This is a genomic window from Streptomyces sp. NPDC096323 (genome assembly GCF_040302845.1).
Lineage (GTDB): Bacteria > Actinomycetota > Actinomycetes > Streptomycetales > Streptomycetaceae > Streptomyces.
Map to the genome: position 1 here is coordinate 506,176 of NZ_JBEOSI010000005.1, position 17,264 is coordinate 523,439.

Below are 17,264 nucleotides of genomic sequence, written 5' to 3' on the forward strand. Positions count from 1 at the left end.
AAAGAAGGACGTATGGGAGGAAAACGAGGACAACTACGGAACGCCGACCTGCGACACTCGGAACGGTGAAGGCTGTGGGGAGCCCGTAATAAAGCCTCAGCAGCAGAGTAAAAAGGTGTAACACCCCCTCAGGATGAAGGTCATGTCGACCACGCGATCCGGAGAGAGGATGGAGGGTCCGGAACTCCGGAAAATGGGCAACTGCTTTACAGGGAATGTAACGTAGTGCACAAGCATTAGAAGTTATACGTCCGGCGCGGTATCACTGCCGCGCCGGACGCATGCCTCAATTGGAGTCAGAAGTGTCCGACTTGATTCACAACGCTCCATTCCCGTTCGAATTCGACCGATTTCCCCCTGAACTCGGCGCAATGGTTCAGCGTTCGGTAGCGAATGGGAAAAGCCAGCGCTTGCAGTGATCCACGATGATGAGAATGGCTGGCTCGTCTCGGATGGCATCAGTGACCCAAATGGCGATTCGGTACTGTTTCATATCGCCCACCTTGCTGACCAAGATCCAGCGATTGCAGAACTCACTTCCCTTCCGATTGGGCATGTTGCATTCAGACCTTCCGTGGGTGAACCATGACAAATCGATCGGTTTGAATATGGTGAAGAATGAAGATGGTGATCGGGGTTGATAACGAACTACGTGCTGCGGGAAGAGATCGCCCGCGAGGCGTGCGCAGCCGCCACGGAGTTCGCCGACCTGAGCGACGAGGAGCCGCTGGCGCGGGAAGCAGGGCTGGACCAGCGATGGGACGTAGTGGCAGCAGCATCAGGGACTCTTCAGCAAGCGCAGGAAGGTCAAGCGAGAGAAGAGCCGGAGCGGCCTGTTCCTGCCACCCCCGAGCGAGAAGCTCAACACCGCACTGGCCGAATCGAAGAAGGGTAGGAAACAGCGGCCCTGACCATTCGCCGGGCAGCTTGACCAGCGGGTGAGCTGTTCAGAGTTTCTTTACTTGTTCAAGGCGGCCCGCTGGCGCGGCCCGCGCGTGCCCGGCCCGGCGGGGCTGCCGCCGCCCGCTCCAGGATCACGCGCGCCGAAGGTGCGTCCTGCCTCTCCACCGAAGCGAGCAGAGCCGCCACTTCCCGAGGGCGTGTCCCCATGGTGACGATGACGACTCCGATACGCGGCAAAGGCATGGCGGTGAACTCCAGCGGTCGGTGGAGCCCCGAGGCTAGTACGTTGGCCCGAACCGGCCGCCCCCTCTCCTCACGTCCGCTTGAAGTACTCGATCTCCCCCAGGGCGATCGGCCGGCCGGTCTCCTGTCCTGCCGCCTCCCGCACGATGAGGCGGATGGATACGACGTCGCTGATGCCCGTCCGTATCGTCTGCTCGCCCGGCTTGTCGGTGAGGGTCCAGGCCTTGTCGTGGATCGTGCCGTCCTTCGTCGTGATGCGGAGGTCCGCCCGTGTCGGCCTGGCGCCCTTCCGGAACGCCTCGGCCTTCGTCGACACGCCCGTGTGGACCGTCACGCCGACCAGCCGGAACGGCTTCTCGAACTCCGCGGTCAGCGAGGCGCCCGTCTTCGGGGTGCCCCAGTACGTGTTCGTCAGCCCGTCCGTGGCCAGCTTCGCCGGGTGTCCGGGGGCGGCCGCGCTCGCGGAGACGTCGGTGGGGCTGATCTCGCCCGTTCCGCCGAGCTTGTCCCGTACGTCCTCTACGACATAGCGCCCCGCCGGTACGAGCAGGAAGCCCGCGACCAGGAGGCCGACGATCACCAGGGCCAGCACGCTCGCCCGCAGCAGCCGTCCCGACCCTGCCCGGACCTTGCGGTCGAAGGGCCATCTGGTACGCCACCAGGGCAGCGGTTCAGCCTGCTCGCCCGGCCTCAGGGGCGCCGCGCAGCTGCGGCAGAAGCGGCGTTCCGGCCGGTTGGACGCCCCGCACGACGGGCACGGCACACCGCCCGGCTCGGCGCTCGCCGCGACCGGCCTGACGACGGGGCGCGCGGCGACCGGCACGCCGGGCTGCACCGCCACCACTGGCTCGCCCTCGGCCGGCGGTCCGGGGCGGACGGGGGCCGGCGGGGTCGGGGGGGTCGGCCGTATGGCAGCTGGGGGTACGGGAGTTGATGCGGGCGTGGGTGCGGGCGTCGGCGGGGGTGTGTCATCCGCCTCGGGCTCCGGCGCGGGCGCTGCGGGCTCCGCGGTCGGGGCCGGAACCGGGGTCGGGGCCGGAACCGGGGTCGGAACCGGGGCTGGAGCGTGAGTGGGAGCCGGCGCCGGGGTCTCCGGGTCCGGCGCGGCCGGTTCCGGGCGGGCGGGGCGGGCGCGGCTGGACGACCAGCCCAGGTACGTACCGCAGCTTCCGCAGAAGTCCTCGTCCTCGCCGTTGGCGGTGCCGCACGCCGGGCACGAGCGCGTCACGTCAGTCTCCCGTCTCGTCCGGTGTGCCGGGCAGGATCTCCACCCGGCAGGTGAGGTGCGCCGGGCACGAGGCCTCGACGACGCGCAGGACGCGGGCCGCGTCCACCGGGCCCCCGTCGGCCGCCCGGACGCGTACCAGCAGTTCCCCGGTCGGCGGCGGGGGCAGTTCCGCTCCCGGCTCCCGGGACCAGGTGGCGCCGCCGCCGTCGTGGACGTACGCCTCCACGCCGAAGCACAGCCGCAGGTGTTCCGTGAGGCCGCGGCGGGTTCCGCGCCACCGGTGGAGTTCGACGGCGCGTGCGACGACGGCCCGGCGCAGCTCTTCCGGCCATGCGGGGTCGAGGTCGGCGCCGACCCAGGAGGAGAGCCAGGGCAGGAAGTCGTCCGGGGTCAGTGCCGGGTCGAAGTAGGCCGGGAGGTTGTCGAGCGTGGACAGGACGGGGGCCAGGACCGTGTCGAGGCCCGCCGTGAACCGCTGGGCGAGGTCGTCGTCCGCGTACAGGGCGGGCAGCAGGCCGCCGATCGGGTAGCGGCTGGGGAGCCCGGGGACCGCGGCCCTGGTCATGAGCGCTCACCGACCCCGCCCGCGGTGACGACGACCTGGTGCTGGTGGGAGAAGACGAGGGCGTTCGCGGCGACGTCGATCCGTTCCGCCGCCGCTCCCCGGCGTCCCGTGAGCGGGTCGGCGGGGAACAGCCGTACCGCGTCGACCAGGCGGACCCCGGGCACGTTCTGCAGGACGGCGAAGATCTCGCCGTACTGCACGGGCCTGCCGAAGGCCCAGCCGGCGCCGTCCGCGCCGCCCCGCAGCGGGTCGATGTGACGGAACAGCGCCTCGAGCGCCTCGGCGCGGACGCGGTCCACGTCGCCGTCGGCCGCGACCAGTTCGGCGACGACGGTGACGCCCTGGTAGGCGGGGGGTTCCACGACCAGCCGGGTGCCGACGAGGCGCCGTTCGTCGAGCCGCCCGGCGACCGCCGACAGCACCGAGTCCGGCGGGATCAGCTGCTCGAACCGCAGCCGGCCGCCCTCGTCCGGCACCGCGTCGGGCACCACCAGGACGCGCACCGCGCCGGCCTCGCCCGTGACGGCGGGCAGGCAGCGGACCCTGCGCAGCGAGGGCGCCGTCTCGCGCGCGATGACCTCGTAGTCCTCGGCCGTGACCGCCCGCTCCTGGACCCGCAGGATCTGGGGCGCGCGCACCTTCGCGTTCTCCACGGTCTCGCCGTCGACCCCGCCCCGGGCCGCCTCGCGGTTGTCGACCCCGGCGACGTACGGCACCGAGCTGCGCAGCACACGGATGGCGCCTCGGGCCACGTTCCCGGCCGCCCCGCCGCCCGTGCGGTAGCGGGGAACGCGGAGTCGGGCGCCCTTTGGGGGCACCGCCCCGTACACGCGCATCGTGCCGTCCGCCTCGCGTACCTCGGGCGGGAAGGCGAACACGCCGTTGACGGCGTCGATCCGCACATGCCGGTCGTCCGGCGACGAGGCGCCGAAGTGCTCCACCGGTGTCCACACGTGCCAGCCGTCGGCGGAGGACACCTGGACGACGGGCGGCTCCCCGTCCAGCAGGAGCGGCACCCTGGGCACGGTGAAGGTCTGGCCGGCGACGCCCTCGGAGACGCCGAGCGGCACGTCGAGGACGGCCTCCGCGTGTTCGACACCGGTGGTGCCACCGACGGTGAACACCTCGGCCTCGCGGATCGTCGGCGACTCCGAATAGAACGGCTGCCCCTGTTCGGGCGCGGTGACCCGGCAGCGCAGCCATCCGGCCCGGATTCCGGCCGTCACGGAGGCCGTGTGCCCAGCGGGCACGAACACGGTGATCTCGCCGGGCTTGTTGAGCCCGCCGGTGCTGTCGGTCCCCGTCTCGCAGGTCACCCAGCGGGCGCCGTCCCACGCCTCCCACACCAGCGGGGGCTGCCGGGGGTCGACGCCGACGCCCTCCACCCGGCTGTCGAGACGTACGGCGACGATGCAGCGGGGTACGGCGGTGGGCAGCCCGAAGAGCAGGGCGTCGCCCGGCTCCGGACGGGACTGGAAGCAGGGGATGTCCTTGCCCGCGCCGAGCGGCGCGGTGCGGTCCGTCTGGTCCCCGGACACGGGCGCGGTGACGAGCCTGACCAGGGAACTCGGGACGATCGCCAGGTCCTCTGCGGTCGTGAAGACCACCGCCTCCTCGGTCTCACCGCGCGCGGTGGCGACCTCCGTGCCGGCCGGCAGCCGCACGGTGTCCGGCTGCGGGGCGGACAGCCAGAAGTCGACATCCGCGCGGGCGACCGTCGGCGGGAAGAGTTGCACACCGAGCAGGTCGAGGAAGGCCGAGTAGTTCCGGTCGGGCACCCGGTTCAGCCGGTACAGCAGCTGGTCGACCATGTACGCGAACGTCTCGATGAGCGTGACCCCGGGGTCCGACACGTTGTGGTCGGTCCATTCGGGAGAGCGCTGCTGGACGTACCGCTTGGCCTCGTCGACGAGTTGCTGGAAGCGCCGGTCGTCCAGGTTGGGTGAGGGCAGGGACATCAGGCCGCTCCCGCTTCGGGACTCTCGGGACTCTCGGGACTCTCGGAGGACGGGATCGTGTAGAAGGGGAAGACGAGGTTGCGCAGGTCGTTGGTGGACCGCACGGTGTAGTGCACGTCGATGTAGAGGGTTCCCTCGTCGACGGTGTCGAAGGCGACCACCACGTCCCGCACCTCGATGCGGGGTTCCCAGCGCTCCAGTGACGTACGCACCTCATGGCCGATGCGGCCGGCGGTGGCGCCGTCGCCGGGCGCGAAGACGTAGTCGTGGATGCCGCAGCCGAACTCGGGCCGCATCGGCCGCTCCCCCGGCGCGGTGCCGAGCACCAGGCCGATGGCCTCCTCGATCTCCTGGTCGCGCTCGACCATGCCGATGCCGCCCGTGGCGCCGACCCGCAGCGGGAAGCCCCAGCCGCGCCCGATGAATCCGTTCCCGCTCATACGGGGCCTCCGATGAGGACGTTCGGCGCACCCATGATGATCTTGGCACCGCAGCTGGTGGTGTCCCCCATGCGGGCGGCCGGCAGTCCGCCGATCAGGACCATGCCGCCGACCGCGGCGGCCGGGTTCGGCATGATGACGTTGCCCGGTCCGAGCAGGGCGTGCGGCGGGATGACGCACACGTGCAGGCTGCCGGTGACGGCGGCCGGCCTGCCGCCGATCAGCACGGTGGCGACGGCCACCGCACCCGGTGGCGGGGTGCCGACGACGCCTCCGTGGACGGTGGGGTCGCCTGTGCGGGCTGCGGGGGGCATGGCTGCTGTTCTCCTTGCTGAATCGGGGCTTCGGGTGATGCCGGAGCGGGCGCGGGGGTCAGTTGATCCGGATGAGCCTGGCCTTGAGCACGGCGAGCAGTCCGCCGTCCACGGTGACTCCGGTCTTGCCGTTGATGGTCACCGAGGCTCCCTTCACCTCGACCTTTCCCGTACCGGCGTCGAGCGTGATCCCCGACCGGCCGAGGGAGAGGGAGCTCAGCACGCGGGAGGTGCCGCGGGCGAACACCTTCAGCGCGATCTCGCCCTTCCGCTCGTCCAGGGTGACCTCCAACTGCTTGTCGCCGGTGGCCAGTCGCACGCCGGACGGGCCGCGCGGCGCGTCGAGCAGCTCGATGCGGTTGCCCGAACGGGACACCAGGGACCGGCGGTTGACCTTGCCGCTGGTCGGGTCGACGAGCGGCACGTCGTGGGGAGACGGTTTGTCGACGCCGTTGTAGAGGCCGCCCAGCACGTACGGGCTGTCCAGCAGGCCCTGTTCGAAGCCGACCAGCACCTCGTCGTTGACCTCGGGGCTGAACACCCCGCCGCCGCCCTGGCCGCCCCACTGCACCGTACGGACCCAGTCGGACACGTAGGTGTCGTCGAGCCAGGGGAACTTGAGGCGGACCGAGCCGCGTTCGCCCTTGCCCTTCCCCTCCCGGATGTCGGTGACCACTCCGATCGCGAGGCCCGGGATGCGGGGGCCGTGCGAGGACGGGGCGCCGCCGCCGGTGAGGCCGCTCAGGGAGCGGTCGGGGGAGGTGCTGACGAGCACGGTCGTGCGGTAGCCGCCGTGCGGGTCGAGGACGTGGTGGGCCGCCGTCGCCGTGTAGCGGCCGGCGAACGCGGGTCCGACGTTGCCGAGGGCGACGGGTTCACCGGCCCGCAGCCGGGGGTTGCCCTCGGCGACCGCCTCGATCTCCCCGAAGCCCGCGCTGACCTGCGCGGCCACCGATCCCGCGGCCGCGACGGCTTCGGCCTGGGTCCGGTACGGGGTGTCGGCGACCGTCATCCGGGCGTTCGGGCCGAACGCCCCGGCCGCGGCGGACGGGCTCATGCCCGGGACCACGGTGGTGCTGCGGACGGACTGCTGGCGTGCCACCAGCCGCGTCTTGGTGTCCACGTTCCAGCCGCGCACCTCGACGCTGTCCGCCCCGTCCGCGCCGGTGAGCACCGCGCGCAGGGCCAGCAGATTGCGCCCGTACTCCAGCACCATCGGATTGCGGGTGGCGGAGGTGGAAGGGGAGGGCGCCGAGGCGGCGGGCTTCGGCTTCACGAACTGCAGCAGACCCTTCTCGTCCACTCGTACGTGCGCGCCGCTCTCGGCCGCGAGGTACTGGAGGAAGTCCCAGTCCGAGATGTTGGGCTGGGTGAGCTGCTTGTACATGACGGGGGCCGCCTCGACCTTCCCGCAGCTCAGCCCGGCCCCGGCGGCGACCTTACGGACGATGTCGGTGGCCTTCATGTTGCGGAAGGCCACCACCTTCCGCCCGCGCTGGAGCCGGTGCGCCTTGGAGAAGGCGCGGACGACGGTGAACGAGCCGGTGGTGTCGCTGTCGAGTTCCAGCGCGGTGACCTCACCGGTGAACAGCCGCTCGCGGGCCCGCTCCTGGACGGTGACCACCGAGATCTTGAGCGGGGTGCCGATCGTGATCCCGGTGGCGGTGAGCAGCGTGTGGTAGGGGTCGCGGTACGTCAGCACGGCGGTGTCGGGCAGGCCGACGTTCTCGTCGACCGCGCAGCTCACCAGCTGGGACGCCCAGGCCTGAGGGAGCTCGGCGGGGGCTTCGACGATCGGGTCGGCGGCGAAGGAACGGGCGGGTGCGCTCACCGGGCGGCCTCCGAGGCGTGGTCCTCCAGCGCGGGCACGAGGAGTTCCGTGCCCGGGGTCAGCCGCATGGGGTCGTCGATGTCGTTGGCCTCGGCGATCGTGCGCCATGCGGTGGCATCGCCGTACTCGCGCCAGGCGAGCAGCGGCAGGCTGTCACCGGCGACGACCCGGTGGGTTCGGCGCGCCTCCTTCGATCCGGACGTGGGGTTCTGCCCGGCCGGATCGACGCTCGCCTCCTCGATCGAGAGGGAGCAGGTGGCGCGCAGCGGCTTCCCGTCGACGTCGAACAGCGTGTACGAGACGGAGAGGCTGGAGAGCACCCCGTCGAACGACGTCGTCTTCGACGTCCCCCAGTCGAAGCGCACCCAGGGGCTCGACGGCTTCTTGCGGCCGAGGCTGCTCGGGGTGGGCACACAGGCGGTCATCAGCTGCTCGACCGCCCTCTCCACCGAGTTGTCGTGGGTGGCGGTGGCGTCGAGGAAGACATCGAGGGACAGAGAGCGGGGCCCGCTGCCGACGAACTCGGGCAGCGCGGACTCGCCCGCCGTACGGGAGGGAGTCCGCCGCCACTCGGTGCTCTTGGTCAGGGAGAGCGTCGCCGGATTGAACTGGAGGGTGAGCCGGGCGAGGGTGCCGGACGGCTTGCCGCCCACGTCCGCGGGCGGCTCCATGATGGTCAGCTGGGCACGGGCACGGCTCGTGCGGGCGGCTGCGGCCACGGTGTTCCTCCTTCCTGCGCGTCTGTGTCGCCAACTCGGTTGAGGGTGCGGGCCATCAGGACGGCACCAGGCCCTCGTGCGCGATCTCCAGCGTCTCGATCGCCGCCTCGGAACTGGACGGGTCGAACGACGGCCCCTGCCAGCGCACCGGCACGATGCCCTGGATCTGCCAGCTGATGATCCGGGTCAGGTTCGGCCGGAGGGCGACGATCTCGCCGTCCTTGCGCTCCACCCGCTGGGTCGTCTCGTTCAGCCATCGCGCGATCTTCAGCGTGTCGGTGGTGACGGGACGGGTCAGCGTGATGTTGGTCCAGGTGATCCGCCCGGGCAGCTGCCAGGTGAAGCCGTTGTTGCCGCCCTCGGCGTACTGCTCCAGCTCCACCTCGGCACCCAGACCCGAACAGGTGTGGAACGCCCCGAGATCGCTTCCCCCGATGGCGAGCTTGAAGAACACGCTCGTCGCGAAGATGTTGTCCGTCATGTGCGTCTCTTCTTCTCTGCTGTCCGTGGGTGGCGGGGCGGTCGGTGCGCGGGTTTCAGCGGCGGCCGTCGTACGGCCGTCCGGAGCGTTCCCGCCCTCTGCGCAGGTCCGCCCGGATCAGCCTGCTGACCGGGTCGAGCAGCCGCCGGGCGAGCTCCTCGATGTCCAGGCCGGGGACCTCGTTCGTCGGGGGCTTGGCGGCGGTGTCCGGTGCGGCTGCGGCAGGGGTACGGGCGGTCTTCGCCTGCACCACTCGTACGGGGACTCCGGCGAGCCCCGCCTCGTCCACGGCCCGCTGGATCGCCTGTTCCCGGGAGCCCGGGGCGGACTTGCCGTGGGCGGGGCTCCGGGGCGCGGGGGCTCCCTGGGCCGTGGTGGGCAGGGCAGGTGCGGGGCGGGATGCGCGCACGGTGAGCTCGCGCGGTGCGGCGTACGGGGCGTCGCCCGCCGGTGCCGGTCCCGCGGCGGGGAGGCCGGTCTCCGGAGCCACCGGCATCGAGAGGCGCTGCACCGGGACGGGGGCGGTGTGCCCGGTCGGCGTGGACCCGGGGGGATGCGGGCGCACCACGGGGACGGCGGACGGGGCGGATCGGGCAGGCGGCACGGATCGGGTGGGCGGGGCGGGCTGCGGGGCTTCGGTGGGGCGCGCCGTGGGGTTCCCGGCCGGCTTCCGGGCGGGCGAGGGGGTGCCTGCCGAGGCCGGCGCGGATGGGGTGGCGCCGCGCGCCGAGCGCTGGACCAGCCGTACGAGGGAGCCACCCACGGAGGGCCGGCCGGACCGGACGGTGGCGGTGCGACTGCGACCGGCACGCCGGTCTTCCCTGCTGCTCCCGGCTTCCGGGCGGGCGTCCGGTGCGCTTCCTCGCGGGGCGGTACGGGGGGTCATCCGGGCTCTGGCGGCGGGCTCGTGGGCCTGCGGGAGGCCGCTCGAGGGGGTGGCGGGTGCGGATACGGATCGCTGGACCGCTTGGGGCGCTTGGCGCGGCGGGGCGGGGGTGGCGGCGGCGCCCCGCCGGACGGCGGAGCGGTCGGCCGGGGTGACTCGGGGGCCCGACCGGCCCTCCGCACGAGCGTCGCGGGTGCCCGGCTGCCCATCCGAGCCCAGGCGAGGGGCGTCCCGCCGCCAGGTCGCCGCCACGACGTGCCGGCTGGTGGCAGCCGTCACCGGCGCGGTGAAGCCCTCGGCGGCACCCGTACTCACGGAGAGCGTCCGCTCGGTGAGCAGCGCGCGTGACCGCTGAACCACCGCCGGCACGGGGGTCGTTCCCGTCTCCCGGACGGGCGCCTGCACCTGCCCGCCGGGGCCGCGCGGGGCAATCCGCCGGACACGTACCGGGGCGGACGGGGTGGACGGGGTGGACGGCTCAGTGGGGACCGCCGCGCGCTGGACGGCCGCCGGCTGCGGGGGGCCGGACACGGGCCCGGCCTCGGAGCGGGCTCCCGAACGCAGCGGCATGGCGGGCGCGGCGGCCTGGGCGGGCGCGGAGGCCTGGGCGGGCGCGGACGTCGGCGGCTCGCCCGTCAGTGGGCCGGCCGGGAACGGACCGGCCAGCAGCGGGCCCGTCTTTCCCGGCCGCGCCCGACGGGCGTCGCCCAGCAGCGGGGCGTCGCCCGGGGCCCCGGCGGTCGGCGGCAGCGCGGAGAGAGGCGCGCCGAGTCCACCCCGGGTACGCGCCCGGGAGTCCGGTCCGCCGGGCGCGGAGAGGGGCGACGGGGGCGCGGAAGCGGGGCCGTCGTCGGGTGCGGAGGTTGCCGTGCGGCGCGTCGGGGATACGGGTGCGGATGCGCGCTGGACGGACGGCGGGGAGCCTGGTGCGTCGGCCCGGGTGGCGGCAGATCCGGGTACGGGACGCTGCCGCTCCGGCCGGGCGCGCTCGGCCTCCGGCCGCCCCTGAGGCCGGCCCGCCGAGGTCTGCGCGGCCGGGCTCTGTCCCTGCTGCCGGGCGCGCCCCGGTGACGGGGTCACCTGAGCGGAGGGGGCCGCAGCGGGAGCGGCCGCGTCCGGCGTCTGCCGCTGGACCACGGGCAGCGCCGGGCCCTGCGGCTCGGACGAACCCGCGCGTGCGACGCCGTCCCCGCCGGGCAGGCCGCCGAAGGGCGCCGCCCCGGGCGGCATTTCCCGCAACGGCTTGCCCAGACCGGGACGTACAGGAGGAGCGGCGGGCAGTCCCGGGTCCTGCGGCGCGGAGACGCCCGCACCCGCACCGCCGGAACCCGCCGGGCCCTCAACGCTCCCCGCAGGCACCGTGGCCCGCAGCTTCCGCAGGCCCGCCACCGGCCGCCGGGCGACGGTCAGGGGCGGTGCGGTCCGACGAGGACGGACAGCGACCGGCCGCACGGCCGCAGCGGCTCCCGTGTCCGCCGACGCGCGGGCCTCCGGGGCGACGGACGGCCGCGCGTCGGCCGGGGCGTCCACGCCGGGCTGCCCAACGGGTCGCCGACCCGCCTGTCCACCTCGCGCACGCTGGACAACGGCAAGAGTCCGTGGCCTGCCGGTCACACGAGCCGGGGCTACGGACGACGCAGGCTGCTGCGCGGGAGCGGCGGACGGCGCGGGCCGTACCGGAGCATCGGACGGCGCACGTTGCACCGTGGCCCCCGACGTCGCAGGCTGCCCCGGCTCCTCCCGCCCCCCGACCGCACGCAGAAGAAGGGGCGGTCCTGCGGCGGCAGCGGGGCGGGCTACGCCCGGCCGCGCCACCGCGTGGATGAGGCCCACAGGTGCGGACGGCAGCACGGCGTGGCCGAGCTCGCCTCCGTACGAGACGTTCTGCCACGACGCGAGCCCGGAGCGGAAGCGCAGTCCGTCGCTCACCCCGATCGAGGACCTGGCGACGGTCACGGTGGGCGGCGCGACCCGCCGCCAGCCGCCGTCCCAGTCGGCGTCCGGACGACGCCCGGGCCGGGCGTCGTCCGGAACGGGCGCCGGCTCCGGGGCCTGAGCCTCCGCCGAGGTCACGCCCGGGGCGGGGGTGCCGGCCTGCCGCCGGCTCCCCGTACGGAACCAGTTGCTGAACTCCACGCCCTCACCCGCTCTCGTTGACGCGGGTGTTGATCCGCGCTATCTCCCTCACCCACTCCTGCCGCTCACCATGGGTGAGGTCGAGGATGTCCTCACGCTGCCAGTGGAAGTGGTAGGCGATGTACGCGAGCTCCTCCCGCAGCCGGGAAGGCGCGTACGTCACGATTCCCCCAGGCGTTCACCCGAGAGGTCCACCTCGAACGACCCGTGGCACAGCGGGCACGTCACCGCGGCGTGGGTGTGGCCCTCGCTGTTGATGCGGCGGTAGAAGTCCTGGAGGAACGCCACGTCGGTGGCGTACATCCGCTCCACCACCCCGGCGTGCACATCGGTGACGGTGCCGAGCCGGGTGATCACCTGGCTGAGCAGCACCACGCTCAGGTACGCGGGGTTCTCCTTGACCCTCAGGTCGATCTGCGGGCGCAGCTCGTCCCGGGCCGTGGCGAGCCGCATCGACCCGCTCCGGTGGACCTGGCCCTCGTCGTCGACGTACCCGCGCGGGAGCTCGAACTCGAACTCCGTACGCAGGTCCTGGCGTTCCCTCTCCCGGGCGGGAGGAGGGGTCGGGGCCGCCTCCTCGCGCGGGGCGGGCGCGGCGGCGGCGAGGCTGTCGAGGACCTCGTCGAGGCCGCCGCCGGAAACGGTCCTGCGCCTCATTCGACGACGATCTCCTCGAAGGTGATGGTGACCGTCTCGGTGGCCGCGCTGGACTCGCCGGCCTTCAGCGAGGGGCCCTCCCACTTGCTGGCCCAGCCCTGCATCAGCTGGATGCGGCGGACGGTCTCACCCTTCGAGTCCTTGATCTCGATGGTGAGGTTCTGCCGCGCGGTGTCGACGGCTCCGTTGTTGAGCGTCTCCTTGATCCACTTGGTGAACTCGCTGCTCTTGTCGAGCCCGCGGGTGATCGTCACCTCGCCGGCCTGCCGCGCGCCGGGCTGCTTGCGGATGATCTGCTTGCCCTCGGCGGTCACCTGACGGACCTCGACGACTTCCTCCTCGACGGTCAGCCCGCTGATCTCCTGGATCGACTCCACGAGATAGCCGCCGAGCTGCACGCCGAAGACGTGGGTGGAAAGAGCATCGCCCTCTGCCATGACTACTGGTCACCTGTTCCGTTCGTTGCCTGGGGGGCCTGTGCGGCCTGCGGGGTCACTCCTCGACGAGGAAGGGTCACTCGTCGACGAGGCTGGTGCTGTCGGAGAACTGCGAGAGGCGGAAGATGACGAACTCCGCGGGCTTCACCGGGGCGACGCCGATCTCGCACACGACCTGGCCGAGGTCGATGGACTCCTGCGGGTTGTTGTCCCGGTCGCACTTGACGTAGAACGCCTCTTCCGCCGTCCGGCCGAAGAGCGCTCCCCGGCGCCATTCCTCGGTGAGGAACGCGGTGACGTTGCGCCGGATGCTCGACCAGAGCCGGTCGTCGTTCGGCTCGAAGACCACCCACTGGGTGCCCAGGAGGATGGACTCCTCCAGGTAGTTGAAGAGCCGGCGCACGTTGAGGTAGCGCCAGGCCGGGTCGGACGAGAGGGTCCGTGCGCCCCAGATGCGGATGCCGCGGCCGGGGAAGGCGCGGACGCAGTTGACGCCGATCGGGTTGAGCAGGTCCTGCTCGCCCTTGCTCAGGCGGAGTTCCAGGTCCAGCGCGCCACGGATGACCTCGTTGGCGGGTGCCTTGTGCACCCCGCGCTCGGCGTCGCTGCGCGCCCAGACGCCGGCGACGTGGCCGCTCGGCGGGATGAGGGTCGGGCGGCCGGTCGCCGGGTCGAGGACGTTGAGCCACGGGTAGTACACGGTCGCGTAGCGCGAGTCGTAGCCGGCGTCCTCGTTGCGCCAGGTGCGGACGCGCTGGGCGTTCATGCCCGGCGGGGTGTCCAGGACGGCGACCCGGTCGCCCATCTGCTCGCAGTGCGCGATGACGGCCAGCTGCACGGCGCGTACGCCCTCGGCGTCGATGTCTCCGCGCCGGTGGGCGCTCATCAGGTCCGGGACGGCGACCATGGTGATCTCGTCGATCGCCTCGAGGGCCGCGATGCCCGTACGGGCCGAGGCGTCGCCCACGTACTCGCTCGGTCCTGAGCGGGCGGCGCCGCCCGCGTCCGGGGCGGCGGGCGCGAGGGAGACGCTCTGCTTCTCGGGGCGGGTCTGCGCCGCACCGGGCTGCTCGGTGACCTCGATGAACTTGGACTGACGGGCCTGGGTGACGAGGTAGCCCTTGACGTTCTTGCGTACGGAGGTGTCGTACGTCTCCACCACCTTGCCGCCCTGACGCACCAGCAACCGGAACCGGTCCTCCGGAGGGTTCTCGCCCTCGGGGTCGGCGGCCTCGACGGACAGGCCGTCACCGGCGCCCGGACGTGCGGAGATCAGGAAGCCGCCGAGGGCGACGGGCGGGGCCGCCGCGACTGCGGGGCTCTGTGCCGCGTCCTCGGCCGGGCCGCCGATGCGCACGATGTACGCGGCGCCGCCGCCGTTGCTGAAGTACCCGTGGACGGCCAGCGTCAGGTAGGTGTCGGGGGTGAACGTGCCGAAGGTCTGGACGTACTGGTCCCAGCTGGTCACCAGCGTCGGCCGGTGGAAGGGGCCAGTCTCCGCGAACCCGACGAAGGCGGCGACCGCGGTGCCGACTCCCTCGATGGGACGTGCTCCGGACTGCACCTCCTCCACGTAAACACCTGGGGTGAGGTACGACGGCATGCTCGCTCCTTCGGGTGGTCAGTCGTTCGCGTGTTCAGTCTTGCCCGGAGATGTCTGCGGGCAGTAGGCCTCAAAGTCCCGGCCCCGGGGCAGGGCCGCTGCCTTCCCGGGGCACCCCGTGGCCGCCCGGGACCGGCTCCCCGCCCGTGGCGCCGCCGGCCTGACGGCACGGCAGCAGGGCGCCCAGGCACGCCACGAGGGATTAATTTGAGCCAGAAACTACCGGGGCCGCCGGGCCGCAGCGGCCGGAATTCCATGGTCCGCACCCCGTACCGAAACATTTCGGTCCGTTCCGGCCGCCGGAACGCCAGCAGTTCGAAGCGGTGACCTCCGCCCGCGAAAGCCCGAGTTCACCCCCGAAAGACCGGTATTCGCCCGCGCGAGTGCCCTGTTCAAGATTTCGTTCCCGATTCCGGCCGGTGTGTGAAGAACCACACCCAGGTGAACGAGCGGTTGGACGTTTCCGCTGGCAGGGACCCCGTTTGTTCACACCGGCGGAACGGACGGGCAGGAAACCGGGGCTATCGTTTCTACGGTGCGATATCGCTCAGCACACCACTGACATTGAGTACTTGGTGGCACCCGGAGGCCTGCGTCCCGGTCGCCGGCGTCCCAGGTTTGGAACAGGTCACGGAAGCGGTGACCGTGGCATTCTCCTGAATACGAATGGGGGTGACCCAGTGATAGTCCTGGTTGCGGAACGTCTCCAGCGCGATCGTGGTGATCTTCCGCTCGCCGAAGGAGATCGTCAGCACCCCTTCGTCACCCTGGAAGTTCGCCACCACGATGTCGGTGACGCCGAAGACCTTCCCCTTCGGAACCCGGTACGTCCCGTCCTTCTTGGCTCCGGCGCCGGTCTCCACGTCGATGGTCTCCGAACTCTGCTGGGAGTTCGCCGCGCCGACGCCGCCGGTCGCACCGGAGCCGCCCGTGCCGGCGCCGCCGGCTCCGTCCGTCCCCGTCCCGGTCGCCTTGCCCTGTTCCTGTCCCTGCCCGCCGGCCGGGTCGCCTCCCGTGGTGCCGCCGGTCGCGGCACCGCCCTGCGGCCGCTCCCGGTTCTCCTCCTGCGCCGCCTTGGCCCCCGCCTCCTTCGCGGTGCTGCGGACAGCGGGCCGTACCAGGGCGAACCACGCCACGAGCAGCGCGAGCAGCGCCGCCAGGACGATCAGCAGCCACTTGGGCAGCAGCGGCAGCTGTGCGAACTCGCCTGGCAGCGGCTCCGGACGGCCGGGCTGCCCGGCCTCGGTGTCCGCGCCCTCGCTCTCCGCGGCACGGACCTCGAACGGCCAGGTGGCCGGGGCGCCGAACCAGATCAGCTTCCGGGCCCGCACGCGCAGGCCCACCTCCGCGGACTCGCCCGGCTGCAGGCTCCGGCGCTCCGGCGTGAACGCGAGGCGGAGTTCCTCGCCCTCCTGCTTCCCGGTGAACACGACGTCGACGGGGGTGTTCCCCCGGTTCTGCACCGAGGTACGGAACCGGGCGCCCAGCCAGCCCCTGCGCCGGCCCGGCTCCAGCTTCGCGCGGAGCTCGTGGAAGGGCTCCACGACCACCGTCGTCTCGGGAACGGCCACCGACTCGGGGTGCTCCGTCGGCAGTACGCGTACGCCCAGGGGGACTTCGCCGGCCTTGACCTCGTGGGACCGGGGCGGCGCGAGCCGCACCATGACGGTCTCGGAGGTGCCGGGGTAGAGGGAGACCCGTGCCGGTTCCACCGTCGCCCATGCCGCACAGTCACCGACCACGTCGAGGGCGTACGCCTCGACGATGTCGCCGTCGTTGCGCACGGTCAGCGTGGTCGTCGCTTCGGCGCCCGGCGACACCGTCACCGTGGGTATGTCGAATTCGGCAGATGTGGTCACGCTGCGACGTTAGGCCGCGCGCCGGTCCCGGCAGCAGAGGCGGGAGGGCAACGTGCGGGCAGGGCCGGTGCCCTGGCGGCACACCCGCGGCGTCACCCCGCCCCCCGGCCCAGGGCCAGGTCTCCTTGCCCGGGGCGGAACGAGTGCGCGCGGGACGAGGGGCTTACGGGGTATCGGCGGAAGTAGCTGAGAAGGACGAGCACATGACCATGACCACGACGGATATGACGAAGACGAGGGCGGCGGCCGACCACGGCCGCAGGCCTTCCATACCCGAGCAGCCCACGGCGCGGCACCCGCATGCGCCCCGGGGAGGCCGGGTCTCCGTAGCGGTGTACGCGGAGGACCTGATCCTGCAGACCGGCATGGCGCAGCAGTTGCGCCTGCGGCCGGAGATAGAACTGATACCGGAGGAGGAGGCGGACCGCGCCCAGGTCTCCCTGGTCGTGGTGGACCTGGTGAACGAGGCCACCGTCCAGCTCCTGCACCGCCTCCAGCGCAACACCTCCACCCGCGTCGGCCTCGTCGTCGGCTCCTTCGAGGCGAGCGCGCTCCAGACTCTGATCGAGTACGGCGTCGCCGCCGTGCTGAGGCGCGGGGAGGCCGACCAGAACCGTCTCGTCCACCTCGTCACCGCGATCGCGAAGGGCGAGGGGGTGCTGCCGGGCGACCTCCTGGGCAAGCTCCTCGACCACGTCAGCAGCCTCCACCGCACGGTGCTGGACCCGCGCGGGCTCTCGCTCTCCACCCTCACGGCACGGGAGGCGGAGATGATCAGGCTGGTGTCGGAGGGGTACGGCACCGCGGAGATCGCGCAGAAGACGTCGTACTCCGAACGGACCGTCAAGAACGTGCTGCACGAGGTGGCGACGCGCCTCGACCTGCGCAACCGGGCCCATGCGGTGGGCTATGCCATGCGGCACGGGCTCATCTGAGGTGCCGCCTCGGCTCACTTGGCGCGGTGGCCCGTGGGGGCAACGGGCGTTGCCCCCGCGGCTCGCCGG

16 protein-coding genes and 2 pseudogenes are annotated in these 17,264 nt (G+C 72.4%); 3 read left to right on the forward strand and 15 right to left on the reverse strand.

From position 1 onward, the window contains the following. Window positions 1-144 precede the first annotated feature (144 nt). Window positions 145-240: pseudogene (locus tag ABTX18_RS17250) on the forward strand (HNH endonuclease); the annotation flags it as partial. Window positions 241-1,029: 789 nt separating this feature from the next. Here the strand turns inward: ABTX18_RS17250 and ABTX18_RS17255 are convergent. From ABTX18_RS17255 to ABTX18_RS17300, 10 genes and pseudogenes are all read right to left on the reverse strand, one after another. Further along, window positions 1,030-1,146: pseudogene (locus tag ABTX18_RS17255) on the reverse strand (glycosyltransferase family 2 protein); the annotation flags it as partial. 70 nt (window positions 1,147-1,216) lie between these two features. After that, entirely contained in the window at window positions 1,217-1,987 is a 771-nt protein-coding gene (locus tag ABTX18_RS17260) for an NADase-type glycan-binding domain-containing protein (protein WP_352123516.1), read from the reverse strand. A gap of 388 nt (window positions 1,988-2,375) precedes the next feature. Further along, complete coding sequence (locus tag ABTX18_RS17265; protein WP_352123517.1) at window positions 2,376-2,939, reverse strand: phage tail protein; 564 nt, start codon at window positions 2,937-2,939, stop codon at window positions 2,376-2,378. Further along, window positions 2,936-4,897 (reverse strand): putative baseplate assembly protein, encoded by a 1,962-nt coding sequence (locus ABTX18_RS17270; protein ID WP_352123518.1) that lies wholly within the window; start codon window positions 4,895-4,897, stop codon window positions 2,936-2,938. Before ABTX18_RS17270 ends, ABTX18_RS17265 begins: the two co-directional genes overlap by 4 nt. Then, window positions 4,897-5,337, reverse strand: coding sequence for a GPW/gp25 family protein (locus tag ABTX18_RS17275; RefSeq protein ID WP_352123519.1), 441 nt, complete (start codon window positions 5,335-5,337; stop codon window positions 4,897-4,899). Before ABTX18_RS17275 ends, ABTX18_RS17270 begins: the two co-directional genes overlap by 1 nt. Further along, entirely contained in the window at window positions 5,334-5,651 is a 318-nt protein-coding gene (locus tag ABTX18_RS17280) for a PAAR domain-containing protein (RefSeq protein ID WP_352123520.1), read from the reverse strand. Before ABTX18_RS17280 ends, ABTX18_RS17275 begins: the two co-directional genes overlap by 4 nt. Window positions 5,652-5,709: 58 nt before the next feature. Beyond that, window positions 5,710-7,482: a VgrG-related protein gene (locus ABTX18_RS17285; protein WP_352123521.1), complete on the reverse strand. Its 1,773-nt coding sequence runs from the start codon at window positions 7,480-7,482 to the stop codon at window positions 5,710-5,712. Beyond that, a complete protein-coding gene (locus ABTX18_RS17290) occupies window positions 7,479-8,153 on the reverse strand; it encodes a CIS tube protein (RefSeq protein WP_503061164.1) in 675 nt (224 codons plus the stop codon). The genes ABTX18_RS17285 and ABTX18_RS17290 overlap by 4 nt, the downstream gene beginning before the upstream one ends. A gap of 103 nt (window positions 8,154-8,256) precedes the next feature. Then, window positions 8,257-8,682 (reverse strand): phage tail protein, encoded by a 426-nt coding sequence (locus ABTX18_RS17295; RefSeq protein WP_136328865.1) that lies wholly within the window; start codon window positions 8,680-8,682, stop codon window positions 8,257-8,259. A 55-nt stretch (window positions 8,683-8,737) separates the two neighbouring features. Beyond that, on the reverse strand, window positions 8,738-11,098 hold the full coding sequence (locus ABTX18_RS17300) for a hypothetical protein (protein WP_352123523.1): 2,361 nt from the start codon (window positions 11,096-11,098) through the stop codon (window positions 8,738-8,740). Window positions 11,099-11,390: 292 nt separating this feature from the next. Here ABTX18_RS17300 and ABTX18_RS17305 point away from each other — a divergent pair, with 292 nt between their 5' ends. Further along, window positions 11,391-11,624, forward strand: coding sequence for a hypothetical protein (locus tag ABTX18_RS17305; RefSeq protein WP_352123524.1), 234 nt, complete (start codon window positions 11,391-11,393; stop codon window positions 11,622-11,624). A gap of 84 nt (window positions 11,625-11,708) precedes the next feature. Here the strand turns inward: ABTX18_RS17305 and ABTX18_RS17310 are convergent, their stop codons facing one another. The 5 genes from ABTX18_RS17310 to ABTX18_RS17330 all read right to left on the reverse strand — a co-directional run bounded on the left by ABTX18_RS17310 (window position 11,709) and on the right by ABTX18_RS17330 (window position 16,236). Then, on the reverse strand, window positions 11,709-11,867 hold the full coding sequence (locus ABTX18_RS17310; RefSeq protein ID WP_167535327.1) for a DUF6760 family protein: 159 nt from the start codon (window positions 11,865-11,867) through the stop codon (window positions 11,709-11,711). Next, window positions 11,864-12,361: a hypothetical protein gene (locus ABTX18_RS17315; protein WP_352123525.1), complete on the reverse strand. Its 498-nt coding sequence runs from the start codon at window positions 12,359-12,361 to the stop codon at window positions 11,864-11,866. Before ABTX18_RS17315 ends, ABTX18_RS17310 begins: the two co-directional genes overlap by 4 nt. After that, window positions 12,358-12,798 (reverse strand): phage tail protein, encoded by a 441-nt coding sequence (locus ABTX18_RS17320; protein ID WP_124720830.1) that lies wholly within the window; start codon window positions 12,796-12,798, stop codon window positions 12,358-12,360. Before ABTX18_RS17320 ends, ABTX18_RS17315 begins: the two co-directional genes overlap by 4 nt. Window positions 12,799-12,874: 76 nt before the next feature. Next, a complete protein-coding gene (locus tag ABTX18_RS17325; protein WP_352123526.1) occupies window positions 12,875-14,401 on the reverse strand; it encodes a phage tail sheath family protein in 1,527 nt (508 codons plus the stop codon). Between the two features lie 530 nt (window positions 14,402-14,931). Then, the gene (locus ABTX18_RS17330; RefSeq protein ID WP_352123616.1) at window positions 14,932-16,236 is read right to left on the reverse strand and encodes a COG1470 family protein; all 1,305 of its coding nucleotides are present in this window, start codon (window positions 16,234-16,236) and stop codon (window positions 14,932-14,934) included. A 227-nt stretch (window positions 16,237-16,463) separates the two neighbouring features. Here ABTX18_RS17330 and ABTX18_RS17335 point away from each other — a divergent pair, with 227 nt between their 5' ends. Next, the gene (locus tag ABTX18_RS17335) at window positions 16,464-17,195 is read left to right on the forward strand and encodes a helix-turn-helix transcriptional regulator (RefSeq protein ID WP_503061160.1); all 732 of its coding nucleotides are present in this window, start codon (window positions 16,464-16,466) and stop codon (window positions 17,193-17,195) included. The last annotated feature ends 69 nt before the right edge of the window (window positions 17,196-17,264 follow it).